Here is a 26,060-nt window from a genome sequence, read left to right as displayed (position 1 = left end):
TCTTCTTCTAATTCTTAAGGGCTTGTTTGAAATTGCGACCTTTGATGAGCATCATTTCCAGCGTTTTGGCGTTGTACTCAACTTTGATGATGTTGTTGTTGTAATTTAACTTTAGTTCGTAAATCCAAATATCATCGTCTTCTTCAAGTTCGACTTTGATAATGCGTCCGTGAAGGTCTTGTTCCACCGCAGCGTAAAGATCGGAGAATGGGCGAATATAGCCTTTACGAACAGCGTCGTATACCTCGTCCTGATCTTCTTCAAATTCAATTTCTGTCCCTGCTTTATGGACATCCTGTACCAGAGCATGGCCATCTTTATCATCGTGTCTGTCAGCGTAGGTAGGGTAAGCAAGCACCATACAAAACGTGACAGCAAGGGAGCAAATTAACTGCTTATGAAACATAGCGTTACCTTCTCGGAAATTCTATGACTCAGTATAATGAATCTTTTCTGAATACAAAGTGAATATTAAGAGTGAGCTGATAGAGTGCTTAGGGTCTGTTGACCTTTTGAGCTGATTTTTGCAGCAGTTTGTGGGTTCTTTATACAAGGCAGAGGATTTGAAATGTAGTTGCCCTACCTGATAAGCCGATAACGCAGTAGAAAGGAACCACAAACGCTGCCCAGAGGGTTCGGCTAAAAGCGTTTTACTCTTTGTTGAGAGGTGTTTTGCTTAGGTCACTAGGCGACAAACCTTTCGCCGCGACTAAAACGCTTTTATCTCGAACAAAATTTAACTGCAAAAGGTCAACAGACCCTAGTTGGTTAGCTCATCCTCAAAAATTTTGTCACGCATTTTCCAGAATCGCCCAGCTTTACGCGCGATCACAAATTGTGGCGGTCTGAAACGATGCTGATTATTGACCACCTTGGTCGGAGAAGCATCGTCAAACGGACGATGTTTGTCAGCGAGATGAGGCCGAACAAACATATCTTTGAATGTCTGCTTCTGTTTCTTGGTCGTTAAAGACCAGAATTCGTGCACCTGAGCTTGATTTTCCCCCACATAAGAGACCTTGAGGCTGCTTTTGCCTTTGTCATCTTTGTGAACACTCAAATCCATCGACAGGCACTCGAATACCAAGGCGTCTTTTAAGTTTAACGCCTCTTTAAGCTTCTTGTCAGGATCCACTAAGGTCGCATCGCATTCGTGACAAATTCGCGCAGCAATGTCATTGTCTGCGCCGCATTCCCCGCAGTATTTGGCGCGGAAACGATAATTACAATGCTCTCGTTCACCAGTCTCTTCGTCTTCGAAAAAGCCCTGACATTTTCGACCGTAATGCTCAATTAAGAAGCCATTGTTATCCAGCTTTCCCCAGAAGTTGTTGTTGAAGCCACAAGCCGGGCAGGGGATGGTAATGATTTCGCTGTCGGAGTCAGGTTTGGCATCACCCACTTCAGGCTGATAGAGATCGTAGCTGTTACCTGCATAATCCAATACCAGACACTCTTCTTTGCCCGGAGAAAGACGCAGCCCTCGTCCAACGATCTGTTGATACAAGCTGATTGATTCTGTTGGTCGCAAAATTGCTATCAGGTCGACATGAGGGGCATCAAATCCTGTGGTTAACACAGAGACATTAACCAAGTACTTAATTTTACGGTCTTTAAAATCTTGGATGATAGTGTCGCGTTCAGGTGTTGGGGTGTCGCCAATCACAAGAGCAGTTTGACCTTCTGGGAGCAAACCATAAATTTCTTGAGCATGTCTAACCGTTGCGGCGAAAACCATGATGCCTTGTTTGTCTTTAGCAAGATGAATGATTTGCTCGACAATTTGAGGCGTCGCCCGTCTGGCCCTGTCAATCACCATGTCCAGCTCCGCCTCTTTATAGCGACCTGTGGTTGCGGGTTTGAGCTGTGAGAAGTCGTAGCTCAGTACGGGGGCGTCCATCATGCGAGCTGGGGTGAGGAACTTTTCATCAAGCAAGTAACGAATAGGTAGCTCGAAAATGCAGTCTCGAAAGAATCTTGGTTCCTCTGTTCTGACTAGGCCGCGCGTGTGATATTGGTAAATCCAACCCATGCCAAGCCGATAAGGCGTGGCGGTTAAGCCGAGCACTTTGATGCCTGGATTCAGCTCTCGAAGATGAGAAATCACTTTCTGGTAGCTAGTGTTTTTGTTATCCGGAACGCGGTGGCACTCGTCAATCACGAGTAGCGAGAATTGGTTTTTGAAATCATCGAGATTCCTGACCACAGACTGCACTGACGCAAACACCACTTGTTGGTCGGTTTCTTTACGGCCTAAACCCGCAGAGTAGATTGCCCCTTTGAGATCGTACCCTTCGTATTTAGCGTGGTTTTGTTCAACCAGCTCTTTGACGTGCGCCATGACCAATACACGACCTTTAGCCAGTCTGGCGAGTTCAGCAATAACCAGACTTTTTCCTGCTCCAGTTGGTAGCACAAGGACGGCTGGGCTGGAGTGTTTACGGAAATAGTGAATAACGGCTTTCACCGAGTCGGCTTGGTAAGGTCGGAGTGTATACATAAATTGTGTGAAATAGCTCAACTATTTAGTCTAGTGGCTCTATAATACCTCACCTGATTGAGATGAGGTATTCATGCGTTTAGATAAATACTTGTGTGATGCACTGGGTGCGACACGTAAAGAAGCAACAAAAATCATTAAAAGTGGTGACGTCACCGTCAACGATATCGTCCAGAAAAGTGGTGCGGTGAAAGTGACGGACGATTGTATTGTCGAATGGCAAGGACGTGAGATCCAAAAGCCAGGTCCTCGTTACATCATGCTGTTCAAACCAGATGGTTTTGTCTGTTCGCATGAAGATGGATTTAATCAAACAGCCTTTATGTTACTCGACGAAGTGAAGATGGAAGATCTTCATTTTGCAGGGCGCTTAGATGTCGATACCACGGGTTTAGTGTTGATCACCGATGATGGTCAGTGGTCACACCGCATTACTTCGCCAAAGCACAAATGCGAAAAGACTTACCGCGTTTGGCTGGTTGACTCGATTGGGGCTGATTACGTGGCACAGTTTGAACAGGGCATCGAGCTTCGTAATGAAAAGGCGGCCACTTTGCCAGCGAAACTGGAAATCGTTGATGAAGAAGAAAAAGAAGTACTGCTGACCATAACGGAAGGGAAATACCATCAGGTGAAACGCATGTTTGCCGCACTGGGTAACAAGGTGGAGCACCTACACCGTGAACGTATCGGCAATATCATTCTGGATGATGAGCTGGAACCGGGTGAATACCGCTACTTGACGCAAGAAGAAATTGAATCAGTCTGGAACTAATCATCTAAATTGGAAATAGTTTAGTTCCAATTAGGAACTAGTCTTTTATAGAGATATCGCTCAATATAGATCGGCTACAGACTCGTGGATGCGAGTCTCTCTTTTCTGTTTGGTTGCAGCACGGAAGCTGCATATCTAACGCAACCGAGTAGGAGATTTATGTCTGATACTGCATTAGAGCAAACCAAAGCACCCCAAATCACTTTTCTTCTTTTTCTTGTTCTGGGTGCCATCGGCGCATTGACGCCACTAGCCATCGACATGTACTTGCCAGCGATGCCGACCATCGCCCGTGATCTGGGTGTTGCAGACGGGGCAGTGCAAATTACCTTAACCGCGTATACCGCAGGTTTTGCCATTGGTCAGTTGATCCATGGTCCACTCGCTGACAGTTATGGCCGTAGGCCCGTTCTGATCTTAGGCGTTTTGTTTTTTGGTCTTGCTTCCGTCGTCAGCGCAACTACGACCGGCATTGAGGCGTTGACTTGGGTACGCACAGCTCAAGGTTTTGCGGGCGCAGCAGCGGCTGTCATCATTCAGGCTGTGGTTCGCGATATGTTTGATCGAGAGGATTTTTCTCGCGCAATGTCGTTTGTGACCTTAGTTATTACGATTGCTCCTTTGATAGCTCCTATGATTGGGGGCTATATTGCAGTTTGGTTTGGCTGGCGCGCGATTTTCTGGATTCTGGCCGCGTTTGCTGCGGTGGTGATCGCTTTGGTTTTCTGGAAAATTCCAGAAACGTTGAGCGAAGAGAACAAACAGCCCCTTCGCTTTGGTACGACGATACGTAACTATTTCCGCCTGTGTAAGAATTCAGTCGCTATGGGCTTGATTTTATCTGGCGCATTTTCTTTTGCTGGTATGTTTGCCTTTCTGACCGCAGGTTCGTTCGTCTACATTGATATTTATGGTGTACAGCCGAATCACTTTGGTTATTTGTTTGCGTTAAACATCGTCGCGATGATCATTATGACCATGATTAATGGCCGTCTGGTGAAGAAGGTCGGCTCCCATGCCATGCTCAGATTTGCTCTGTTGGTTCAACTTGTCGCTGGATTAGGGTTATTTGTTGGTTGGATGCTTGACCTAGGGCTGTGGGGCACTGTACCTTTCGTGGTCCTTTTCATTGGTACCTTGTCGACAATTGGTAGTAACACCATGGGCTTATTGCTCAGTGGATACCCAGCGATGGCAGGTACGGCTTCTTCTCTGGCAGGAACGCTGCGTTTTGGCACGGGTTCTGTGATTGGCGTTGTCGTCGCTATGTTGCCTGATGGGGCGACTTGGCCAATGATTACTGTTATGACGGCGTGTTCAATTCTGTCCGCCGCATTTTACTGGATATTTGGAAGAAAGGCGTAATGTCTCAGTACACTGTTGAAATACAAAACTTGGTCAATACTGCTCTAGAAGAATTGGCCGCCGATCATAAATCAGGTAAAGCCGTGGATGCACCTGTGGCAAACAATCATTATCTGGTGCGTTGGGTAACCCGTGCTCTCAAGTCACAGCGTTTTCATCGCTGTGTGGTTGATGATCTCATTCGTTGGCAAAAAGCGGGGCGCTCGAAAGGTAACGAAGCCGGGTTGATGTTCACATTCCAGCGTATTTCTAAGTTCTACGCTGAGTTTTTCCCTCAAGGGGAAGCGGAGCGAGTGATTAAAGACAGTGAAATTAATGCATTTCTCGACCAGATGGAAGAAGGTGGTTGGGAAGTGTCAACGTCAGAGCCGCTTCTTAACTGCGGTAAAGTTCAGATTTTTACTGAAGGCCCAAACTCTTTCGCACTATGTACCAACCAATGTGACGACTGTTTTGACGGGGAAACTCTTATTAAACCTATGAGTTGGTTTGTTCGTGGTAACCACGCGCAGTTTGTTGAAAAAGCATCAGCCGCAGGATTCATGCTACATAAGATTACCGACTACAAATCAAACGTTAAGTACCATGGGGAATATCTGGTTTATCCAGGCAACCAAGGAAATCATTTAGCTGAGATTCCAATCGGATATCAAGTTTAGCTTGCAGTGTTTATTTTATTTGAAAAGAGCTTCCATTATGGAAGCTCTTTTGCTTTTCGGACAATGGCTTTCACCATGCCTTTAAAGATAAATAGATGTGCAGGCATCATCGCGAACCAGTATAGTAAGCCTCTTAACCCTTGCGGATGCCACCAGGCTTTGACAGTAAGTTTGCTCTTGCTGCCCAAGTCTTCCAATGAAAATTCCAAGCGGCCTAGGCCAGGGCCTTTCATACCAAACAGCAGGGACAGAAATTGTTCTTTTTCGCAGCGAATCACTTTCCAAGAGTCAATATAATCGCCCACTTGCAACTCTGGCCCGGGAGGAGAGCGCCGCTTAGGTCGCCCTCCGCCAAAAAACAGATCGAGCCACTCCCGTGTTCGCCACATCAGGTTGGCGAAGAAGTAGCCCTCTTTTCTACTACCAATTTGTTTGACTATTTCCCACAGTTGTTCTGAACTTAAATCTGTTTCTATACTTGCACCTGTTTGTTTTGGGTAATAGCCATAGCCAGCTTGCCAGCGCTTTAGAGCTGCAGGGTCGAACCCCCAAACTTCGCTGCGAACAAAATGACCTTCTTCGTCGATGCTTTTTCTGACCATTTGTTCGTAGCTGACAAGTGCTTGAGGGTAGCGTTGGCGAATGTCGTCGGAGTTGGCAATAAAATCGTGCTCTAAGCCAGATAGCAGAGCAGCCCCAATACTGGAAGGAACAGAAGTAACAATACCCAGCCAGCGCGATGCGAGTTGAGGCGTCAGTAATGATGTTGACCAGAGCTTGATGGGCTTTCGAATTACAGTGCTGATGGTTTCGAATTGCTCACGATAACTGAGAGTATCCGGTCCTCCCACTTCGTATAGAGCATGACTGGTAGGGGATTCCTCAATAAGCGACAACAAATAGTGGTTGAGGTTTTCCAGCGCGATAGGGTTGGCTTTCGAGTCTACCCATTTCGGAGTGACGAGTAGAGGCATGTTGTAGACAAAGTCTCTCATTATCTCAAAAGCCGCTGAGCCGGGGCCTATGATGACCCCCGCCCGTAGTTCAGTGACGGGTATTCCCGCTTTGCGAATAATGTCGCCCGTCATTCGGCGTGCTTTAAGGTGTTCTGAATTGCCAGTCTGAGGTTGAATTGCGCTGAGATAGATGACGTGTTTAGTATGACTGTTCTTTAATGCCGATTTGAAGTTTTCAGCAAGGGATATTTCATACTCAAGGAAGTCATGGCCGTGCGCCATTCCGTGAACCAAGAAATAGACGACTTCATATTCTGGAACAATGCGCTGTGTTGTCTCTTGGTCAGCGAGATCGAGATAAATCAATTCAAGGTTAGGGTGGGGGGTGACTCGGGCTTTCAAATACTCGATTTGCCGAGCTGCTGCCGTTACCTGATAGCCTTTGCTACACAGTTGAAGCAGCAATTGCGAACCTACATAGCCGGATGCGCCCAGTACTAGCACTTTTTTCATCTCGACCCCTTATTAATAATATGGTTTATGCGCAAGGCTGATCATATAATAAACGGTATATTTTTTCCCTTCCTATCATAGTGTTGTCGTTTGAGGTGAGTAATTGAGCACGGTCTCACAGATTCTATTCCATACGCGCGGTGAGTTTTTGCGACGAATGATCGCTATCGCTTTACCTATTACGTTGCAAAGTATCATGTTCTCTAGTCGTGGTTTAGTGGACGTGTTAATGCTTGGCCAATTAGGTGAAGCAGAAATTGCAGCAGTGGGCGTTGCGGCCAGAGCAACCTTTGTTACAACGATTATGCTGGTAGGCGTGACGACAGGCGGAGCGCTGCTTACAGCCCAATATTGGGGTGCAGCTGACCGTCAGGGCGTCAAAGAAAGTACTGCCCTGACTTGGTTGGTATCAATGATTTTTGCTGTGTTTACCGTAGCGATTTTTGTTTTGTTTCCAAGTGAAATTATGGCTCTGACCACTGAATCTCAGGAAGTCAATCAGTTAGGTAGTCAGTACTTGGTGATTACAGCAGTGACAATGTTTGCTGTCGCGTGCGTTGCCAGCATGTCTGTTGGTCTCCGCTCGATGCACAAACCCGGTATCAGTACCTTTTTTAGTGGTATTGGTATTGTGTCCAATATTTTTCTTAACTGGGTACTTATCTTCGGTAAGCTGGGTTTTCCCGCGATGGGGATCAAAGGTGCCGCAATCGCCACAGTGCTAAGTGGAGCGATTGAAGTTGCAACACTATTTGGCTACATCTACGCAAAAAATCACTTGCTGGCTTTCGGAGCTAAAGATCTTAAAGCGGTAATCCAATGGAAAAGGGTTGTACGTTTTTTGAAACTTTCTTTACCCACCACGTTTAACTTTCTCGCTTGGGCTGGTGGGTTGTTTGCCTATCACGCGATCATGGGGCAGTCCGGAGTTCAGGGATTGGCTGCGCTGTCGGTCATGTCGCCGGTTGAATCGATCGCTTTGGCACTGTTGATCGGAATGTCCAATGCCGCTGCTGTGCTAGTGGGTAACCAGATTGGCGCCAAGAATTATGAGGCAGTCTATTATCAGGCGATTGGCATGACCATACTGAGCTTGATTGTAGGCATTGTTGTCGCTCTGATTTTGTACTTATGTCAGGGACTTGTTCTTGATGCTTTTAGTGCATTGACTGATGAGACTCGTGCTTTGGCTGAGAAGTTCATGGTTATTCTGTGCTTTGGCATTATTTTACGCTCAATTCCTATGATGGTGATCGTCGGTGTACTAAGAGCTGGCGGTGATGTGAAGTTCTGCCTCTATCAAGACTTGATTGCTCAGTGGCTGATTGGTATACCGCTCGCCGCGTTCGCGGCCATTGGCCTAGGATGGGAGCCTGAGTGGGTTTTCCTACTATTTTTGACCGAGGAAGTCATTAAATGGGGCGGTTCGCTTTATAGGATGAAAACACAGCGTTGGATGAAAAATTTGATCGAAAATTAGACATGAATCGTCCAGGAGGTGTGTTTAGATGCATATCTTGTGATCTAGTATCCAAAATACTTCCTCCCAGCGTGGTTTTAGTGTAGATTCACAGTCCAATTTTGAACGATTGCGAGACTTTTAATGCTTCAGCTAACAGACCTATGTAAAGGCTATGTAGATGGTGGTGAATTTCACCCTGTCTTGCAAGGTGCTGAGTTGTCATTAGAACAAGGTGAGCAAGTCGCTCTGATGGGTGAAAGTGGTTCAGGAAAGAGTACGTTACTGAATTTGATCGCGGGGTTGGATACTGTCGATTCTGGCGAAATTTGGTTTCCGAATTTCTCTATGCATGAAATTGCCGAAACCAAACGTACTGCATATCGTCGTAACAACATTGGCCTTATCTTTCAGCAATTTAACTTACTTCCAACACTCAACGTCGCTGATAATATTCGTTTTTGTCGCCAGCTTAAGGGGCTCCCTGAAGACAAGGGACTGTGGCGTCAAATCCTCTCTGCATTAGATCTAATGCCATTGCTGGGTCGTTACCCTGAAGAAGTCTCAGGTGGCCAGCAGCAACGAGCAGCTATCGCCCGTGCGCTTTACATGGAGCCCAAAATCCTCCTTGCCGATGAACCAACCGGCAGCCTTGATGAGCGAAATGCCGAAGCAGTGATGCGCCTTCTTACTACGTTGACTCGCCAGCTAGAGTGTACATTATTACTGGTGACACACAGTGAGCGGGTAGCGGAACACATGGAAGGTCGAGTGCGTCTTCAAGGAGGGCAGCTTCATGTTATGGCCCGTAGTTAAAGCACTACTCGGCCATTACAGACGCTACCCTTTTCAAATCCTTCTTGTCTGGCTCGGTCTTACGTTAGGTGTGTCACTTTTAGTGGGTGTGACCTCTATTAACGATCATGCGAGGCAAAGCTACGAACACGGTGAAAAACTTTTTTCTAATCCTCTTCCTTACCGTATTCGCCCTAAACACATCACCAATAAGATCCCTCAGGGCTTCTATGTCCAACTCCGTCGCGATGGGTTCAACCAGTGCGCACCATTTGAAAGCCTACGAGTAAACATGGCCAATGGGACGGATCTGATGCTAGTTGGTGTTGATCCCGTGGCTATGTTGCAATTCAGGCCCGCGACGATTCTGAAAGATTTCTCTTCTCTGCAATTAATGAACAGCCCATATCCGATTTTGGTCAGTTCCGATCTCGCCGCACATATGAAATGGCAGGACAATGACTTTATCCCGCTCAGTGATGGCAGTAAATTAGGGCCGATTGTTGTTGATACCCAAGACCGATTGAACGGTACTCGGATTATCGCCGATATTTCATTGCTTAGAATGTTAGAGCGTAGTTCCGGAATTTCAGTCATTGCCTGCGGTGAAATGCCTCCGGAAAAACTAGCACGTCTCAAAGAGTACTTACCCAACGGCATGAGCATTATGCGTAATTCACGTGCTGAGCTTGAATCACTGACGCAAGCCTTCCACATGAACTTAAGCGCTATGGGGATGCTGGCGTTTCTCGTTGGTCTATTTATCTTCTACCAAGCGATGTCACTTTCGTTGACTCAAAGGCAGCCGTTAGTCGGTGCGATGCGTCAAACCGGCGTTTCTGGTTGGCAACTGGCTAAGGCACTCTGTTTAGAGCTTTTGGTGTTGATCACGATCAGCTGGTTGTGTGGTAACGTGCTCGGCATTTTGCTTGCTAATCAGCTTATTCCTGCTGTTTCGGCCAGTTTGGGCGACCTTTATGACGCGAATGTTGGCTTGTTGATCTCGTGGAGCTGGAAATCCAGTATATACAGCCTATACATGACGATCATTGGTGCTTTTGTTGCTTGTGCTTGGCCTTTGGTACGTTTGTTGCGTTCACAGCCGATTCGATTAACAGCACGTTTATCTTTAGTTCGTTTTGCGGGCACTGAGTTTACGATCCAAGCCTTGCTAGCTTGCGCGTTGTGTGTGGCAGCAATCGCCATTTATCAGGCGCCGCAAACACAGGAATCTGGCTTTGCGATCGTCGCTTTGATGCTTCTGAGTGTCGCGTTGTTTACACCGTTCCTAATCTGGAAGGTATTCGATAGTCTTTCCTATTCGCTTAAATGGGTGAAGACACGCTGGTTCTTCGCTGACGCGGCAGCCAGCATGAGCTACCGAGGTGTAGCGACCATGGCGTTTATGTTGGCAATGGCAGCCAACATTGGTGTTGAAACCATGGTTGGTAGCTTCCGTGATACAACCGACAAATGGCTGAGCCAACGTTTAGCCGCTGATTTGTACATTTACCCGAATAATAGTGCAGCGGCTCGCATGAGTGGTTGGTTGTCTAAGCAGCCTGAAGTCGATTCTGTTTGGTGGCGTTGGGAAAAAGAGGTTAACTCTAATAAAGGAGTTCTTCAGGTTGTCAGTACAGGTGCCTCAGAAGGGGAGTTGGACTCCTTAACTGTCAAGCTGGGCATTCCTAACTACTGGTATCACTTACATCACTCTAAAGGTGTGATGATCAGTGAATCGATGGCACTGAAACTAAGTATTCGCCCGGGCGACTCTATCGATTTATCTGGCAAGCTTGGTAAAGGCTGGCAGGTGGTTGGTGTCTACTACGATTATGGTAACCCCTATAATCAAGTTCTGCTTTCACACCGTAATTGGCTGTATGCCTTCGCTGGCGGAGGTACGGTTGCTTTAGGCGCTGTATTGAAAGATGGCGTTAATTCTGTTGGTCTTAAAAGGCGAATGGAGTCGGTGTTCCGTTTGAATTCGGAAAGGATTTTCGACAATAGCCATATTCATAAGCAGGCGATGAGGGTGTTTGACCGGACCTTCTCAATAGCCGATACACTCGGCAATATCACCTTGATCATCGCAGTATTTGGTATTTTCTTTGCCACGGTCGCTGGTGAGGTATCACGTCAACGTCATGTCTCGTTGCTGCGTTGCCTAGGGATGTCTGGTAAAGAATTGGTTGTTATGGGTGGTCTACAACTGTTTGTCTTCGGGGCAATATCGATTCTAATTGCGTTACCGCTTGGCTTGGCTCTGGCTAATTTAGTGGTTGATATCGTCATTAAGCAGTCTTTCGGATGGACACTTGAGCTTCAGTTAATCCCTGAAGAATATCTTCACACCAGTTTGATGGCGATGGGCTCGCTGATGCTGGCTGGTGCTTTGCCAGTATTGAGGATGATTCGAAACACACCAATGAAATCACTAAGGGACGCATTGTAAAATGAGGAAGTCCATTCAAGCGAAAACCCTTGTGAGAGCTTTGCTATTGCTCATAGTAGTAGGTGTGCTCGTTTGGGCTGCTTATCTCAGATACTACGTTATGCCTCAGACGGCGAAAAACAGCTCGGTGAATCACGTGATGCAGTCAGAGCCGACTCAGGTGTTTGAACCCGTCCTGCCCAATAACCCGGTTAAGATTCCAGTGGATTTTCGATTCCATAATGAATATCAGCATGAGTGGTGGCATTTCTTCGCGAATGTGAAAGATCAAAATGGTGAAGAATATGGTATCCAATGGAGCTACTTTCGAGTCTCAATGGATGATAGAGACGGAATTGGATGGCAAAGCCCTCAACTCTATATCTCTCACGTGGTGGTCTCCAATAAAGATGAGGTCTGGAAAGAACAGCGGCTCGCGAGAGGTGGAATCGGTCAGGCAGGTATGACGAATCGACCGTTTCGTATTTGGATTGATAACTGGTTTTGGCGTTCGCTTGGCAAAACGCCATTCCCAGGGCAACTAAGTGCTGCAAGCGATAGCTTTAATGTCCAGCTTCAAACTATGGCTCACGGCCCTTATGTATTACCGGGCGACAAAGGGTACGTCGAAAAACACGATTTACTGCCAATTGCTTCCTATAACCTCACCAATCCGTTTCTGAAAGTGAAAGGGATGCTTCAACTGGGTTCGCGCAAGTTGATTCCTGTCGAGGGGGAAGCTTGGATGAGTAAAGAATGGGGCAGTGGATTGATGGCAGAGGGCCAAAAGGGCTGGGACTGGTTTGTACTCCATCTAGATAATGAGACCACACTCTCCATCAGTCGCTATCGGCATGCCCAACAGTTGCCATATCTGTTTGGTACCTTGTCCCGTAAAGATGGTAAGGCAGTGAAACTGTCAGCCGAGGATATGTCGATTGAACCCCATGAATCTACGTTGTTCAATAATGGCAAACATATCCCGTTGCAATGGGATATCAAAATCCCTGAGTACGATATTAACCTTACAACTCAAGTGCTTAACCAGGAGCTTTGGTTGCCATTTGTTGTTCCGTATTGGGAAGGGCCTGTTCAAACTTCGGGTAGCCATCAAGCGAAAGGTTTCATGCAGTTGACAGGTTACTAAATTAAAAAAGCGGTGCTAAGTGACTAAAAACGCAGTTTCTCATTTAATGAGAAACTGCGTTTTTGTTTGTGTTGGTAATTCTCTGAATTTACCTATACTTACGTAAGGAATAAACGTTGCATTAGAATTTTTATATCGAAAATTCCGAAGTTAAACATCCAAACAAGCGATTTTTCCTTAAGATTCGATATATATAAACTCAACTCTATTCTTTGTTAATCGTTTATTAACATAATAAATATAAGGACGATATCATGAGTGATATTATTCGCGATTTCTTCAAAATGGAGTCAGCAGGGGGGATTCTTCTAGTAATCGCTGCTGCAATCGCAATGACCATTGCCAACACGCCACTGAACGAATCTTATCAGGCAATATTGCATTCTTATGTGTTTGGCATGTCTGTATCTCACTGGATTAATGACGGCCTAATGGCTGTATTCTTCCTTCTCATCGGTTTAGAAGTAAAACGTGAACTTCTAGAAGGCGCGCTTAAATCCCGCGAAACTGCTATTTTCCCTGCTATTGCTGCTGTTGGTGGTATGTTAGCGCCGGCATTGGTTTATGTCGCATTCAACTACAGCAACGCTGAGGCAATTCAAGGCTGGGCGATTCCCGCTGCTACAGACATCGCATTTGCACTTGGTATTATGGCGTTGCTAGGTAAGCGTGTCCCTGTCAGCCTGAAAGTATTCCTACTTGCGCTGGCAATCATTGATGACTTGGGTGTTGTTGTCATTATCGCTTTGTTCTACACAGGAGACCTGTCGACTTCAGCTTTAGCCGTCGGATTTGCCATGACCGCAGCCTTGTTCATTCTCAACTCGAAGAAGGTCACCAAGTTGCTCCCCTATATGATAGTAGGTGCGATACTCTGGTTCGCTGTTCTGAAATCGGGAGTGCACGCAACACTAGCTGGTGTAGTGATAGGTTTTGCGATTCCTCTTAAAGGAAACAAAGGTGAGGGTTCTCCGCTGAAGCACATGGAACATGCGCTGCACCCATACGTTGCTTTTGGTATTCTTCCAGTGTTTGCGTTTGCCAACGCAGGTATCTCTCTTGAGGGAATCTCGATGGAAGGGCTGACTTCGATGCTACCACTGGGTATTGCATTAGGGTTGTTGGTCGGTAAGCCTCTAGGTATCTTCAGCTTTAGCTGGGTTGCGGTTAAGTCAGGTGTAGCCAAATTGCCAGAAGGGATAACGTTCAGACATATTTTCGCAGTCTCAGTGTTGTGTGGTATCGGTTTCACCATGTCGATTTTCATCTCTTCGTTGGCCTTTGGTCCGGTTAAGGCTGAGTTTGATACCTATGCGAGACTGGGCATCCTGATGGGCTCGACGACAGCTGCGATTATAGGATACGTGTTACTGCACATTTCTTTACCAAAAAAGACAATGCTGGCAGATAAGCCAGCGACCGAAGCAAACCACTGAGTTTAAGACAAACAAAACAAAGCCCCGATGTGAAAACATCGGGGCTTTTTCTATTGGCTAGATTATCGGTCTATGGCAGAAAATATGGTCCACTCTTCAACGACCGTCTCTGTTAAGCCGACGACCGTTGCAGTTACTCTTCGATTTAACGCGTGGTCCGTTTCCTCTTCACCAGTCGATTCCAAATGGGTTGCCCCAAAGCCTACGATAGTCACTCTCTCAGGGTTTATGCCATATGAGAGTAGCAGCTCCTCTACAGCGACTGCCCGTTTCTTTGAGAGTTCTACATTGTAATCCGAGTTACCTGTTTTGCTAGCATAGCCTTGGATTTCAATTGAAGCGGAGCGGTACCTATCCATGAAATCAGCCATTGCGCTGATTTGATCGGAAAACACTGGGCTTACATCATAAGAATCATTGGCAAACAGAATCCTGAGTTGCCGCTCTTCTTCTTTGGTGACTTCCAAGCTACAGCCATCATTATCGATTTGAGCACCTATTGGTGTATCTGGACAGAGGTCTCGCGCATTGACGACACCATCCCGATCATCATCGGTTAAATCAGAAATTTGCTCGGCATCCGGCGTTTGAATGTATTCGTACTGATCATCATAAGCGAGGACCGGAAAAGCCAATGAAGCGCCTAAAAATGGTAAAGAACAAAGGATTGTGCGTTTCATAATCAGTACTCCACCTTTTCAGTCCACTCTTTAGGGATATCAACAAGCAAAGCGTTCAGTAAATTTCCGGTCGCATTCATGACTCTATATTTGGCGTATTGCTCTGAATAATGGGCGTCTAAATAATCTTTACGCGCTTCGAAAAGTTCATTCTCCGTATTGAGGAGGTCAAGTAAGGTTCTCTGCCCGATACGGTATTGCTTTTCGTAGGCAATGACCGTCGCAGACGCTGAGTCAACGTGGTCGGCGAGAAAGTTTTTTTGTTGTAATGTTAGGTCAAGTGCACTCCAAGATAAACGTAGGCTCTCTTCCACTTGGCGGTAGGAGTTATCTCTCAGGTCTTTGGCCTTGTTGAGCTGGTACGCGGCCCTCTCGGACAAATCACTATCAGACCCACCGTTAAACAAGTTGTATCTTAGCCTTAACATTGCCAGAGACTCGTTGCTACTACCTACATCCCCCCCAGCATCGTCTCGCCAAGTCTGGCTAGCTTCTACAGATAAAGTAGGGTAGTAGTTGCCTTTTGACTGTTTGTATTGATAACGGGCGGAGTCGACATCGGCTTTAGATACTTGTATGACTGGGTGTCTTTCAAAGGCAATACTGATGGCGTCTTCTAAGGTGATAGGAAGTTTGGATTCATCCGCCCTCGGATATATCAGTCCAAGAGGTTGCTGTCCTACAAGGCGCCGAAACTGTGTGTGGGTGTCAATGAGGTTGTTTTGAGCTGCCAGGAGGTTACCGTGTGCTTTAGCCAACCTTGCTTCTACCTGAGATACGTCAGCTGTGGAGCCTATTCCGGATTCTGCACGTCTTTTAATATCCCGATATATATCTTTGTGTACGGCTAGGTTGTTCTCGGATAGCGTCAGCACTTCAGTGGCTTTGATCGACTCTAGGTATATATTGGTCACTTGAAGAGCGATATCAGACGCATCAGCTAAAAGTTGTAGTCTAATAGATTCAGCTTCTGCAGCGGTTCTACTCATGTCATTTAAAGTGGCATTTCCATCCCAAAGCAATTGAGTCAGGCTCAATGTGGCTTCTTTTCTGGTTAGGTCTGTATCGTCTTGCGCGGTTGAATCCGCAGGATTGATACCTTCATAGCCAATACCAGCATCTAAATCTAATGATGGCAGGTATGCGCCTTCGGAAGCGTCTGCTTGTTTTACCGCACTTCTGTACTCGTTGAATGAACTCTTAATTTCTGGGTTGTTCGCCAACGTGAGAGCGACGGCTTGTTCAAGTGTTTGTCCAACAGCATAGCCGTGGCAAACGGCGAGCAGAGCAACGATTGGTGCAAACTTGATGGTAGACACATCGTCCTCCTTATTGAAAGGCATTCATGGAATATCGATAGATTATTAAAATCGTAGTACATGAAGACTCAACACGGAGAAATTATTGTTAATTTAGTACTATAAGGCGAGTTTTGATACTTGAACTTTAACTGAATATGGTGAGTTGTAACGTTCATTTGGTCAGTACTATGTATTGCTACTAATATTTATGTTGATAGTAGTAATTGCAAGAGAAGGTGAGCTATGGGATTCAGTGCGCTCGCTTTAATCGCTTTGGCAAACACCACTGTGGTTATCGATATCAACGGACAAGTTCGTGAACTATTGCCCGGGGAGATACCCAACCCCGGAGAAGTTATCGTCATTATGGGAAGCGGAGCAACCGTCTATACTGACGTAGAAGCACTGCAAGTTGAAGATGATGGTACGACTGTTCCCATCGCTATTAGTGATGAACTTAAACCTCTCATTGATGCGATTGATCAGGGAATCGATCCGTCAAAAATCGAAATACTGTCTCCAGCTGCTGGCTATGAAAGTTCCAAAAAACCTATTAATGATAATGATGATAATTAGAAGGAGTTTTACACAAGTTGGGATTTGACGTGCTCGAATTCAAAAAATGTTGCGAACCGTTTTCATTTTGTGATAACTTCGCGCGCAATCTCGGAGGTGAGTCGCAAAAAGACATTCTGGGGGATACGCGTAGTGAGCATTCAGGCTGAGTGAACACTCCGTAGGGTAGGTATCGGCAAGTCCTTTTGTCGATAGACGGGATACTGTTGTCGCTGTAGCGGCATGTTTATAGGAAACCCAACATTGAACTCACATAACAAACAACCATTAATCAGCTTAGTTCTTCCTAAATGCCCTGTTTTACAAAACAGCAGCATTACTGAACCTTGATTTACCTATTGAACATGTAGTCCATCGAAATGATGGAGCGATTTCGTGTACGCGCTATTTGAGTTGCTAACACGAAATGGGTAACTGTACCTGCTATTTGCATTTCACGTATGGCAGGAGAATTACATTTCAAAGGGATTAAATCATGAGCACAGCCTTTGAAGTCGATAATGCAGTGAACGACACTGTTATCGCAACACCATTTTCCACCCAGATTCCTGCTGTAGAAGGCGTTTATGATCTGACACCTGATCTGGTATTACAAGATCAGGCCGAGCACGAATCAGCGGTACGTTCTTATCCTCGTCGTCTTCCTATTGCGATCAAACAAGCTTATGGCGCACTGGTTGAAGACACTCGCGGTCAAATATTTTTAGATTGTCTTGCCGGTGCGGGTACGTTGGCTCTGGGTTACAACCATCCAGAAATCAACCAAGCACTCAAAGATCAGCTCGACTCTGGTCTTCCTTATCAGACACTGGATATCGCAACAGAAGCAAAAACGAATTTCATTCGCTCGGTGAAGAATTTTCTTCCTCAAGAGCTGAGTGATAACTGTGTACTCCAGTTCTGTGGCCCTTCAGGTGCGGATGCTGTAGAAGCCGCAATCAAACTCGCAAAGCAAACAACAGGTCGCAATACTATGTTTGCTTTCCGTGGTGCTTATCATGGCATGACAAACGGCACGATGGGCATGATGGGTAATCTAGGGACAAAAGCACGTCGCACAGGCCTAATGTCGGACGTACATTTTATGCCTTTCCCATACAGTCTGCGCTGCCCGTTTGGTTTGGGCGGCGACGAAGGCGCCAGAGCGGGTATTCGCTATATTGAACGCCTACTCAATGACGATGAAGCTGGAATCATGAAACCAGCCGCTATAGTTGTCGAGCCTGTTCAGGGCGAGGGCGGTGTTGTACCTGCTCCTGCATTTTGGTTGAAAGAATTACGTCGTATCTGTGACGAGCACGGTATCTTACTGATCTTTGATGAGATTCAGTGTGGTGTAGGTAAATCAGGCTACAACTTTGCGTTTGAAGAAGCGGGCATTGTGCCAGACATTCTTTGCTTATCGAAAGCGATTGGTGGCGGTATGCCAATGTCGCTCCTAGTCATCAATAAGAAACATGATACTTGGCTGCCAGGTGAGCACACGGGCACTTTCCGTGGCAATCAGCTGGCTATGGTGTCTGGCGCTAAAGCATTGGAAATCATCGAGCGAGATAATCTTGTTGAACACGCGAATGTTGCTGGTCAGTACTTGCGTTTGGGACTCGAGTCGATTCAGAAACGCGTCAACTGTATTGCTGAAGTTCGTGGCAAAGGTCTAATGCTTGGTGTGGAAATCCGCAAACCCGGTACAGAGCGCAATAAGTTTGGTGAGCCAGTCGCTGATGGTGAATTGACCTTGGCGATTCAGAGAGCTGCCCTTGAACGCGGGCTGATGGTTGAAAAAGGTGGACGTGACGGTTCGGTGATTCGATTCCTGCCACCATTGATTATAACCTTTGAGCAGATCGACTTTGCACTTCGAGTGCTGGAAGAAGCGATTCTGGTTGCTGGTGGGAGCCATGTTGAGCCACAAGACACCAATCAACAATGGAAACAGCATTTCATTCATACCGGTGAGTCTGGCAGTGATGAGTTCTGCAAAGTCATGAACCACACAACAGCGACAATGAAACAGGTCTTTGAACAAGTCGATGCGCCTTATTCAGGGCTTGACCCAAAGCAGTTAGAACAGGCGATTAATGCCGTTGATCTAAACAACAAAAATGCCAGCCTGACGGATGTGATCACGGATACCGCTGAACTAGTCGCAAAGAATGCTATTTTCACTCAGCATCCTGACTGTATCGCTCATCTTCATACTCCGCCGTTAATGTCTGCAGTGGCAGCAGAAGCGATGATTGCCTCTCTAAACCAGTCAATGGACTCCTGGGATCAAGCCTCTTCTGCGACTTATGTTGAGCAGAAAGTGGTGGATTGGCTGTGTGAGATATACGAGCTTGGCACACAGGCTGACGGCATATTTACCAGTGGTGGTACCCAAAGTAATCAAATGGGTTTAATGCTGGCTCGTGATTGGGTTGCAGACAAGCTATCAGGACACTCTATCCAGAAATTTGGATTGCCGGATTTCGCCGACAAACTTCGTATCATCTGCTCGAAGAAATCTCATTTTACGGTTCAGAAATCTGCATCTTGGATGGGGTTAGGTGAGAAAGCGGTGCTAACCGTTGATGCTCATAGTAACGGTACGATGGATGTCGCTCAGCTTGATGAAGTGATTAGCGAGGCGAAATCTCAAGGGTTGATTCCATTTGCCATCGTTGGGACGGCAGGAACCACTGACCATGGCGCAATTGATGATTTGAATGTGATTGCCGATGCAGCGCAAAAACACCAGATGTGGATGCATGTTGATGGTGCTTACGGTGGTGCACTGATTTTAAGCTGCCACAAAGAACGTCTAGCGGGTATTGAGCGCGCAGATTCAGTCAGCGTCGACTTCCATAAGTTGTTCTACCAAACAATCAGTTGTGGAGCTTTGTTACTTAAAGACAAACACAACTTTAAGTATCTGCTGCATCATGCGGATTACCTCAACCGTGAGCATGATGAGTTGCCTAACTTGGTAGATAAGTCGATTGCGACGACGAAGCGATTTGACGCATTGAAAGTCTTTATGACGATGCAGAATGTCGGTCCAGATACATTGGGTGCAATGTATGACCATCTTCTCGAACAAACTCAGCAAGTGGCGGATCTCGTTCGTAGCGACGACAACTTAGAATTGTTGTCTGAGCCATCATTGTCGACCGTGTTATTCCGCGTAGCAAATGCTCAAGTAGCGGATCTGGACGAGCTGAACAAAGTCGTAAGACTAGAAGCGTTGACTCGTGGCGTTGCGGTATTAGGTGAAACCATTGTTGATGGTAAAACCGCATTGAAATTTACGATTCTTAATCCGTGCCTGACGATGGCTGATTTTGAATCTTTACTAATTAAAATCAATAAGCTAGCTGCTGAGCTGGCGTAATTAAGGTAACGGAAAACTATGGCAATTCTACAGATTGGTGCAGGCGGCGTTGGCTGGGTAGTTGCACATAAAGCTGCGCAAAACAACGAAGTACTGGGTGACATCACCATTGCATCGCGTACCGTGAGCAAGTGTGAAAAAATCATCGAATCTATTCAGAAGAAAAACAACCTGAAAGATCCATCGAAGAAACTGGAAGCGCGTGCTGTTGATGCGGATGACGTTGATGCATTAGTTGCTCTTATTAAAGAAGTTCAGCCTGACCTTGTCATTAACGCAGGCCCTCCTTGGGTTAACATGACGATCATGGAAGCATGTTACCAAGCAAAAGTGAACTACCTAGATACCTCTGTTGCTGTTGATCTATGTTCTGAAGGCCAGCAAGTTCCTCAAGCTTACGATTGGCAGTGGGGCTACCGTGAGAAGTTCGCTGAAGCGGGCATCACAGGTATTTTGGGTGCTGGTTTCGATCCGGGCGTGGTTTCGGTATTTGCAGCTTACGCAGTGAAGCATCTGTTTGATGAAATCGACACCATTGATGTAATGGACGTAAATGCTGGCGATCACGGTAAGAAGTTCGCAACCAACTTCGACCCAGAAACCAACATGTTAGAAATCCAAGGTGATTCTTTCTACTGGGAAAATGAAGAGTGGAAACAGGTTCCGTGTCATTCGCGCATGCTTGAGTTTGAATTCCCGCTAGTGGGCAAGCACAAAGTGTACTCTATGGCGCACGATGAAGTTCGTTCTATGCAAGAGTTCATTCCAGCTAAACGTATCGAGTTCTGGATGGGTTTTGGTGACAAATACCTGAACTACTTCAACTGCATGCGTGACATCGGCTTACTAAGCCCAGATCCGCTGACGCTTCACGATGGTACGGTTGTACAGCCTCTACATGTACTTAAAGCACTGTTGCCAGACCCAACTTCTCTTGCTCCGGGTTATACTGGTAAAACTTGTATCGGTACTTGGGTTCAGGGTACGAAAGATGGCAAGCAGCGTAGCGTATTTATCTACAATAACGCTGATCATGAAGTCGCGTACGAAGATGTTGAGCATCAAGCAATTTCTTACACCACAGGTGTACCAGCGATCACCGCTGCACTTCAGTTCTTCCGCGGTGAGTGGGCGGATAAAGGTGTGTTCAATATGGAACAGCTAAATCCAGACCCATTCCTTGAGACTATGCCAAGCATTGGTCTTGATTGGCATGTTCAGGAACTAGAGCCGGGTCAACCTGTTATCCACAAACTAAAGTAAGCACTTATTGTTCTTAATTTGGATTTATAAGATTAAGCCGATGCACTAGTGTCGGCTTTGTTCGATTTTTACGGTAGTAATTAGGTCAGAATATAAAATGCAAAAAAACGAACTGAAAACACCATACTTTATGATCAATGAAGATAAGTTGGTCGAAAATCTAGAAAAAGCCAAGCAACTCAAAGAAATCTCGGGTGTGAAGTTGGTATTGGCGTTGAAGTGTTTTTCTACATGGGGTGTTTTCGACATCATTAAGCCTTACTTAGATGGCACAACGAGTTCTGGCCCATTTGAGGTTAAACTGGGGCATGAAACTTTTGGTGGTGAAACTCACGCGTACAGTGTCGGATACAGTGAGGATGATGTACGTGATGTGGCTGATATTTGCGACAAAATGATTTTTAACTCACAAAATCAATTGGCTGCGTATCGACACATTGTAGAAGGAAAGGCTTCACTTGGTTTACGCCTTAACCCAGGTGTGAGTTATGCAGGGCAAGATTTAGCAAATCCAGCACGTCAGTTTTCTCGCCTTGGTGTGCAAGCGGACCATATTGATCCAGAAGTCTTTGAAGATATTGATGGTGTGATGTTCCACATGAATTGTGAGAACAAAGACGTCGATGCGTTTATCGATCTGCTGGACTCTATTTCTGAGCAGTTTGGCCACTACTTGGATAAGCTTGACTGGGTCAGTATGGGCGGAGGTGTGTTTTTCACATGGCCGGGATACGACATCGAAAAACTTGGCTTAGCGCTTAAAGCGTTTTCTGAGAAGCACGGTGTTCAGATGTACCTTGAGCCGGGTGAAGCTATCATTACCAAGACAACAGACTTGGTTGTGACAGTGGTGGATATTGTTGAGAACGTTAAAAAAACCGCGATTGTAGATTCTGCAACGGAAGCTCATCGTTTGGATACGCTAATTTACAATGAACCCGCTTCTATTCTAGAAGCTGTGGATAAAGGTGAGCATGAGTATGTGATTGGCTCTTGTTCATGCTTGGCTGGTGATCAGTTCTGTGAGGCTAGCTTTGATAAACCTTTGGAAATAGGTCAGCGTCTACATATCTTAGATAGTGCGGGTTATACAATGGTGAAGCTCAACTGGTTTAATGGTTTAAGAATGCCTTCCGTGTACTGTGAACGCTCAGGTGGTGACATTCAGAAGCTCAATGAGTTCGATTATTCAGACTTTAAACGCTCGCTCTCACAATGGAGTGTTGAGTAGTTCAACGAAAAAGAGCAGCCGAAAAGCTGCTCTTTTTGTTACACCTCAACCATCACTCGTGTATCTTCACTGAGAGCTTCGAGTTCTTTGGCTACATCGTCTATTTGAACTTCGGTCGGTAATTTCAATGCGATATTTGCCGTGAACAAGCTGGAACTCACTCCTCCACCACCTGCGATGAACACACGTTGGCAGTCCATATCCAGAATGTTGATGCCTTGATTGTCCAGAACGTGCGTAATCTCATTAACAATGCCGGCTCGGTCATTGGAGTCTAACCGGACCTGATATATGGCATCGGCATTGTGTGTGTGGCTATCTGAATCGACAAACTGGACCAGTAGGTCGTCATGGTTGCGAAACGCTTCTTTAACGTACTCCGCTTTTTCCTCTGGCATTTCGACTTTGATGACTGCCGCGACTTGATCTTCGATAAAGTTCACTTTACTGATCAGCCACTTCCCTCCATTTTCATGAGTGATAGCCGCCAGCTGCTTGATTGTGGCAGGTGTTGCTTTACCGACGAAATTGACGATAAAAGTGCTATTCATAACGGGCCTCCTAAATGCAAGCAATTCTTTTTATAGGGCTAAATTTAGTGTAGGAGTAGGGCGGAAGTTAGGTTTGATTCAGGTCAAGTTTTTGACCTGATAGCGGATTGTCTTGACCATTATGGTATGGCAGACACAAAAAAAGCGGCAATTCGCTGCCGCTTTCTTTGCTCAAGTGTCAGATTAAAAACTGATTTTCATCTCGACACCATAAAATACGCTGTCATAGCTAGCGCCAGCATCCATTGCAAACTTCGCTGCGTCTTGGTTACCAAACCAAGGTTTACTGTTGTATTGGAAATCTGCGCTACCGCCCCAAGCATCGCTTACCCACCCGTGGATGTGCCCAACAGGGTTAAGGAAGAATAAGGTTACGTCACCCATGGTTTGAGAGCCCCAGACTTCACCGCCAGTCGCAACGATTTCTTGTTCAGCCTCAAACATCATCTCACCCACAACAGCCCCGAAGAAAGGCGTAATGAACAGATCCTGCCAAGAAGGAACTTCAGCAAAAGCCTCAACACCATACTCCCAGAAGAAGGTCGACAGAGTTGCAGAATACAGGAAAGATTCGAATTCATTGAAGCCAGCGTGACGGGCTGCTGTATAGTAAACACCACCAAAGTAAGGGTGCATCACATAGTTTAGGAAATGGTCATCTCGGTCCCAAACCGGCCCTGAGGTTACGTTATCCTTCCACTTAGTGCCTAAGCCACTCAAATCGCGGTCTTCTTCATCCCATTTTGTAATAGATTCTGGAAGGAGAGTCATCAGGCCTACGGTCGCAACACTAAGACCCAAAATCGTGTAAGTTTGGCCTTTAAGGTAGTCCCAATCTTTCTCACTTTGTACGGTGAGGTATTTAGGCAACTCAGGCTCTTCCAGTTTTAATTCGCTTTCAGTTAAACCTAAGGCATAACTATTGCTAGGCTTATAAGAATAAGAGTTGCTGAAAAGACTGTAGTTTTCTGTGTTATCTACGGTGTATGAAAACTCAATGTGTTTCGGAGAATCGTAGGTATTGGCATTGGCGCAAGCAGAAGCCGACAACATCAAAGCGGTGATGTGTTTTTTGTACACGGATAAACTCCACAGTCTATTTCTAATAATGATCAGGCTCACAATTATCCACCAAAGCAAGAGGAATGGAAACCGGAAATTGTCCTAATTAAGAAACTTAGTTTCTAAAAAACACTCAAACAATGAAAATGATCAGTTTGATTGTTCATGTTTGTGACTCAGGACCAGAGGTTTCCTGAAAAGGAAAATAATTATGTTGAAAATAGCGATGTTAAGTACCGGTGAAGAAGTGCTTCACGGCGATATCGTTGATACCAATGCGGCGTGGTTGTCTGAAAAGTTTTTTCAGCACGGTTTTTCCCTGTCGAAACGTTCAACCGTTGGTGATAGTCAGTCAGCGTTGGTGGAAGAGCTGATGATGCTGAGCTTCAACTGCGATGTAGTGATTGTGAATGGTGGACTTGGCCCAACATCCGATGACCTGAGTGCCGAAGCGGCAGCTCAGGCGTCAGAGACTGAGTTGGAGCTTTACCCTGAGTGGTTAGAAAGGCTGGAGCAGTTTTTCGCCGCAAGAGGGCTTCCTATGCCGGAAAGCAACCGCAAGCAAGCGATGCTTCCGAAAGGCTCACTCATGCTAGACAACCCAGTGGGTACGGCCTGCGGATTTTTAGTGAATTTCAATGAGTGTGATTTTTACTTTACGCCTGGCGTACCGAGTGAATTTAAGTTAATGGTTGAAGCGCAAATTATTCCGCACCTCAAGCAAAATCACAGTGATGTTGTTGGTTATGAATGCAGTAAGCTACATACCTTTGGCACTTCTGAATCTGCGCTTTCAGATAAGCTGGACAAAGTACAACTTCCAGAAGGCTACTTTTTAGGTTACCGCTCCTACATGCCTTACATTGAGGTCAAGCTGTTTGGCCCTAAGGATGACTTGGACAATCGCGTTAAGTTACTCCAGCTAGTCTACAACTTGATTGAAAGTAACGTAGTGAGTGTTGATGAGTCTATGCAAGACAATGTTGGTCATTTGATTCTCGAGAAGAAATGGTCAATTTCAACCGCAGAACAGTCTACACACGGTAACTTATCATTATGGCTTCACTCCAACGAAGAAGCGGCAGACTACTGCGGACATGGCTGGGTTTTGGGCAATAAAGTCGATGTCGGTAATAGCGATAACGATGACTTAGCGGCTGCATTTGCTTTAGCTGGAGCCACGAAAGATAAATGTGCGACCGATGTAGCGATTGCAACGGGAAAAGTTAAAGAACGCACATTCTCAGTAGCGATTTCTGCAAGAGAAGGTGAGTGGGGGCAGACGTTGACCTTTAATCGTCATTTCTCTAGAGCAGATCAAACCACGATTATTACCACGGTGGCTGCGGACATGTTAAGGCGTTATTTGTCAGGCAAAACCATGTTTCCTAACTACAGCTCACTAACTCGGGACAAAGAAATGTATGTCCCTCAAAACGTTATTTCTGGCTAGAACAGAGCCGAATATCTGTCAAACTCCTACCGAGTGGCATGCAGTAATAAGTGAATGAATATGTTTGTTATTACTCGCATGCTTTCATAATTATTTCTTAGAAGAAAATCATCTATAGCTTAAATGGATGATTTTAAATAGATGCCAACTTTGTCTCCTAATTGCAACGTGCATTTGTTGCAATTGTGCTTAAAATGATAGTTCGTCGCAGGTTTTGCTCAGGGAGGTTAGCATGTTCCATCATTCAAAAATAATGGTTTGGTATCAGGTGGCGAGTCAGAAAGTTGTTTTGGGAGAAGCACTTAGTGATGATAAACAGGACGTTATCTCTATGTGGCTTCATGCTCCGGAAGAAAAAAATCAAGAAAATTCATTAGGCTATCGCTTGTCCCTATTTGACGATGATGGGCGAGAGATTGCCGACAAAGCAGTGTCTATGTTGACCGCCGATGAGTTCTTATCCGGTATTCAGATTCGTGCCTAAATAATAAAAGAAAACCCGGCAATGCTAGCCGGGCTTTTTATAATTTG

The 26,060-nt window shown here is 45.7% G+C and carries 22 protein-coding genes and 1 pseudogene; 14 read left to right on the top strand and 9 right to left on the bottom strand.

Going from position 1 to position 26,060, the window contains the following annotated elements; all coding sequences use genetic code 11:
- Nucleotides 1-7: 7 nt before the first annotated feature.
- Nucleotides 8-406, bottom strand: a complete 399-nt coding sequence (locus tag FIU99_RS09290) for a PepSY domain-containing protein (RefSeq protein ID WP_019275441.1) — start codon at nt 404-406, stop codon at nt 8-10.
- A 354-nt stretch (nt 407-760) separates the two neighbouring features.
- A complete protein-coding gene (locus FIU99_RS09280) occupies nt 761-2,500 on the bottom strand; it encodes a DEAD/DEAH box helicase (RefSeq protein WP_152472213.1) in 1,740 nt (579 codons plus the stop codon).
- 73 nt (nt 2,501-2,573) lie between these two features.
- Here FIU99_RS09280 and rsuA point away from each other — a divergent pair, with 73 nt between their 5' ends.
- From rsuA to FIU99_RS09265, 3 genes are all read left to right on the top strand, one after another.
- A complete protein-coding gene (rsuA, locus tag FIU99_RS09275; RefSeq protein WP_152472212.1) occupies nt 2,574-3,275 on the top strand; it encodes a 16S rRNA pseudouridine(516) synthase RsuA in 702 nt (233 codons plus the stop codon).
- A 159-nt stretch (nt 3,276-3,434) separates the two neighbouring features.
- Nucleotides 3,435-4,640, top strand: a complete 1,206-nt coding sequence (locus FIU99_RS09270; protein ID WP_006962519.1) for a Bcr/CflA family multidrug efflux MFS transporter — start codon at nt 3,435-3,437, stop codon at nt 4,638-4,640.
- Nucleotides 4,640-5,299: a DUF2913 family protein gene (locus tag FIU99_RS09265; protein WP_006962518.1), complete on the top strand. Its 660-nt coding sequence runs from the start codon at nt 4,640-4,642 to the stop codon at nt 5,297-5,299. Before FIU99_RS09270 ends, FIU99_RS09265 begins: the two co-directional genes overlap by 1 nt.
- Nucleotides 5,300-5,334: 35 nt before the next feature.
- On the opposite strand, the gene FIU99_RS27760 is transcribed toward FIU99_RS09265, so the two are convergent.
- The 3 genes and pseudogenes from FIU99_RS27760 to FIU99_RS27750 all read right to left on the bottom strand — a co-directional run.
- Nucleotides 5,335-5,901: a DUF2867 domain-containing protein gene (locus FIU99_RS27760; protein ID WP_353056630.1), complete on the bottom strand. Its 567-nt coding sequence runs from the start codon at nt 5,899-5,901 to the stop codon at nt 5,335-5,337.
- Nucleotides 5,902-5,972: 71 nt separating this feature from the next.
- A complete protein-coding gene (locus FIU99_RS27755) occupies nt 5,973-6,023 on the bottom strand; it encodes a hypothetical protein (protein WP_353056631.1) in 51 nt (16 codons plus the stop codon).
- Between the two features lie 115 nt (nt 6,024-6,138).
- Nucleotides 6,139-6,768, bottom strand: a pseudogene (locus tag FIU99_RS27750) (NAD(P)H-binding protein); the annotation flags it as partial.
- A 103-nt stretch (nt 6,769-6,871) separates the two neighbouring features.
- Here FIU99_RS27750 and FIU99_RS09255 point away from each other — a divergent pair.
- The 5 genes from FIU99_RS09255 (at nt 6,872) to nhaA (ending at nt 14,039) form a co-directional block, all read left to right on the top strand.
- Nucleotides 6,872-8,248, top strand: coding sequence for an MATE family efflux transporter (locus FIU99_RS09255; protein ID WP_039952497.1), 1,377 nt, complete (start codon nt 6,872-6,874; stop codon nt 8,246-8,248).
- A 123-nt stretch (nt 8,249-8,371) separates the two neighbouring features.
- Nucleotides 8,372-9,043, top strand: coding sequence for an ABC transporter ATP-binding protein (locus FIU99_RS09250; protein ID WP_006962515.1), 672 nt, complete (start codon nt 8,372-8,374; stop codon nt 9,041-9,043).
- Complete coding sequence (locus tag FIU99_RS09245) at nt 9,024-11,477, top strand: FtsX-like permease family protein (protein WP_152472210.1); 2,454 nt, start codon at nt 9,024-9,026, stop codon at nt 11,475-11,477. The genes FIU99_RS09250 and FIU99_RS09245 overlap by 20 nt, the downstream gene beginning before the upstream one ends.
- 100 nt (nt 11,478-11,577) lie before the next feature.
- A complete protein-coding gene (locus FIU99_RS09240) occupies nt 11,578-12,603 on the top strand; it encodes a lipocalin-like domain-containing protein (protein ID WP_006962513.1) in 1,026 nt (341 codons plus the stop codon).
- Nucleotides 12,604-12,857: 254 nt separating this feature from the next.
- Complete coding sequence (gene nhaA / locus FIU99_RS09235; protein WP_006962511.1) at nt 12,858-14,039, top strand: Na+/H+ antiporter NhaA; 1,182 nt, start codon at nt 12,858-12,860, stop codon at nt 14,037-14,039.
- Between the two features lie 62 nt (nt 14,040-14,101).
- On the opposite strand, the gene FIU99_RS09230 is transcribed toward nhaA, so the two are convergent.
- Both FIU99_RS09230 and FIU99_RS09225 read right to left on the bottom strand, forming a co-directional pair.
- The gene (locus FIU99_RS09230; RefSeq protein WP_006962509.1) at nt 14,102-14,719 is read right to left on the bottom strand and encodes an OmpA family protein; all 618 of its coding nucleotides are present in this window, start codon (nt 14,717-14,719) and stop codon (nt 14,102-14,104) included.
- A 2-nt stretch (nt 14,720-14,721) separates the two neighbouring features.
- On the bottom strand, nt 14,722-16,029 hold the full coding sequence (locus tag FIU99_RS09225) for a TolC family outer membrane protein (protein WP_050778655.1): 1,308 nt from the start codon (nt 16,027-16,029) through the stop codon (nt 14,722-14,724).
- A gap of 234 nt (nt 16,030-16,263) precedes the next feature.
- Between FIU99_RS09225 and FIU99_RS09220 the strand changes: the two genes are divergently transcribed.
- The 4 genes from FIU99_RS09220 (at nt 16,264) to nspC (ending at nt 22,463) form a co-directional block, all read left to right on the top strand.
- Nucleotides 16,264-16,596, top strand: a complete 333-nt coding sequence (locus tag FIU99_RS09220; protein WP_006962505.1) for a hypothetical protein — start codon at nt 16,264-16,266, stop codon at nt 16,594-16,596.
- A gap of 475 nt (nt 16,597-17,071) precedes the next feature.
- Nucleotides 17,072-19,969 (top strand): pyridoxal phosphate-dependent class III aminotransferase, encoded by a 2,898-nt coding sequence (locus tag FIU99_RS09210; protein WP_006962503.1) that lies wholly within the window; start codon nt 17,072-17,074, stop codon nt 19,967-19,969.
- Nucleotides 19,970-19,987: 18 nt separating this feature from the next.
- Complete coding sequence (locus FIU99_RS09205) at nt 19,988-21,232, top strand: carboxynorspermidine synthase (RefSeq protein ID WP_006962502.1); 1,245 nt, start codon at nt 19,988-19,990, stop codon at nt 21,230-21,232.
- A gap of 97 nt (nt 21,233-21,329) precedes the next feature.
- Nucleotides 21,330-22,463, top strand: coding sequence for a carboxynorspermidine decarboxylase (nspC, locus tag FIU99_RS09200; protein WP_006962500.1), 1,134 nt, complete (start codon nt 21,330-21,332; stop codon nt 22,461-22,463).
- A gap of 38 nt (nt 22,464-22,501) precedes the next feature.
- Here nspC and FIU99_RS09195 read toward each other — a convergent pair whose 3' ends face one another.
- Nucleotides 22,502-23,014 carry a glycine cleavage system protein R gene (locus tag FIU99_RS09195; RefSeq protein ID WP_006962498.1) on the bottom strand — a complete coding sequence of 171 codons (513 nt, stop codon included), beginning with the start codon at nt 23,012-23,014 and terminating at the stop codon, nt 22,502-22,504.
- 183 nt (nt 23,015-23,197) lie between these two features.
- Entirely contained in the window at nt 23,198-24,094 is an 897-nt protein-coding gene (locus FIU99_RS09190) for a DUF3943 domain-containing protein (RefSeq protein ID WP_006962496.1), read from the bottom strand.
- Nucleotides 24,095-24,287: 193 nt separating this feature from the next.
- On the opposite strand from FIU99_RS09190, the gene FIU99_RS09185 reads away from it, so the two are divergent.
- Both FIU99_RS09185 and FIU99_RS09180 read left to right on the top strand, forming a co-directional pair.
- Nucleotides 24,288-25,529: a CinA family nicotinamide mononucleotide deamidase-related protein gene (locus FIU99_RS09185; RefSeq protein ID WP_006962494.1), complete on the top strand. Its 1,242-nt coding sequence runs from the start codon at nt 24,288-24,290 to the stop codon at nt 25,527-25,529.
- 232 nt (nt 25,530-25,761) lie between these two features.
- Nucleotides 25,762-26,013 (top strand): hypothetical protein, encoded by a 252-nt coding sequence (locus FIU99_RS09180; RefSeq protein ID WP_006962492.1) that lies wholly within the window; start codon nt 25,762-25,764, stop codon nt 26,011-26,013.
- The last annotated feature ends 47 nt before the right edge of the window (nt 26,014-26,060 follow it).

The organism is Vibrio sp. THAF64 (assembly GCF_009363455.1).
GTDB classification, from domain to species: domain Bacteria; phylum Pseudomonadota; class Gammaproteobacteria; order Enterobacterales; family Vibrionaceae; genus Vibrio; species Vibrio coralliilyticus.
The sequence above is the reverse complement of the archived record's forward strand: the minus strand, read 5'-3'. Positions and strand labels throughout refer to the sequence as shown.

What these genes read in the sequence shown, in the direction of transcription:
- FIU99_RS09290 (WP_019275441.1), bottom strand. Translation starts at nt 406, where the DNA reads ATGTTTCATAAGCAGTTAATTTGCTCCCTTGCTGTCACGTTTTGTATG.
- FIU99_RS09280 (WP_152472213.1), bottom strand. Translation starts at nt 2,500, where the DNA reads ATGTATACACTCCGACCTTACCAAGCCGACTCGGTGAAAGCCGTTATT.
- rsuA (WP_152472212.1), top strand. Translation starts at nt 2,574, where the DNA reads ATGCGTTTAGATAAATACTTGTGTGATGCACTGGGTGCGACACGTAAA.
- FIU99_RS09270 (WP_006962519.1), top strand. Translation starts at nt 3,435, where the DNA reads ATGTCTGATACTGCATTAGAGCAAACCAAAGCACCCCAAATCACTTTT.
- FIU99_RS09265 (WP_006962518.1), top strand. Translation starts at nt 4,640, where the DNA reads ATGTCTCAGTACACTGTTGAAATACAAAACTTGGTCAATACTGCTCTA.
- FIU99_RS27760 (WP_353056630.1), bottom strand. Translation starts at nt 5,901, where the DNA reads ATGGTCAGAAAAAGCATCGACGAAGAAGGTCATTTTGTTCGCAGCGAA.
- FIU99_RS09250 (WP_006962515.1), top strand. Translation starts at nt 8,372, where the DNA reads ATGCTTCAGCTAACAGACCTATGTAAAGGCTATGTAGATGGTGGTGAA.
- FIU99_RS09245 (WP_152472210.1), top strand. Translation starts at nt 9,024, where the DNA reads ATGTTATGGCCCGTAGTTAAAGCACTACTCGGCCATTACAGACGCTAC.
- FIU99_RS09240 (WP_006962513.1), top strand. Translation starts at nt 11,578, where the DNA reads ATGCCTCAGACGGCGAAAAACAGCTCGGTGAATCACGTGATGCAGTCA.
- nhaA (WP_006962511.1), top strand. Translation starts at nt 12,858, where the DNA reads ATGAGTGATATTATTCGCGATTTCTTCAAAATGGAGTCAGCAGGGGGG.
- FIU99_RS09230 (WP_006962509.1), bottom strand. Translation starts at nt 14,719, where the DNA reads ATGAAACGCACAATCCTTTGTTCTTTACCATTTTTAGGCGCTTCATTG.
- FIU99_RS09220 (WP_006962505.1), top strand. Translation starts at nt 16,264, where the DNA reads ATGGGATTCAGTGCGCTCGCTTTAATCGCTTTGGCAAACACCACTGTG.
- FIU99_RS09210 (WP_006962503.1), top strand. Translation starts at nt 17,072, where the DNA reads ATGAGCACAGCCTTTGAAGTCGATAATGCAGTGAACGACACTGTTATC.
- FIU99_RS09205 (WP_006962502.1), top strand. Translation starts at nt 19,988, where the DNA reads ATGGCAATTCTACAGATTGGTGCAGGCGGCGTTGGCTGGGTAGTTGCA.
- nspC (WP_006962500.1), top strand. Translation starts at nt 21,330, where the DNA reads ATGCAAAAAAACGAACTGAAAACACCATACTTTATGATCAATGAAGAT.
- FIU99_RS09195 (WP_006962498.1), bottom strand. Translation starts at nt 23,014, where the DNA reads ATGAATAGCACTTTTATCGTCAATTTCGTCGGTAAAGCAACACCTGCC.
- FIU99_RS09185 (WP_006962494.1), top strand. Translation starts at nt 24,288, where the DNA reads ATGTTGAAAATAGCGATGTTAAGTACCGGTGAAGAAGTGCTTCACGGC.
- FIU99_RS09180 (WP_006962492.1), top strand. Translation starts at nt 25,762, where the DNA reads ATGTTCCATCATTCAAAAATAATGGTTTGGTATCAGGTGGCGAGTCAG.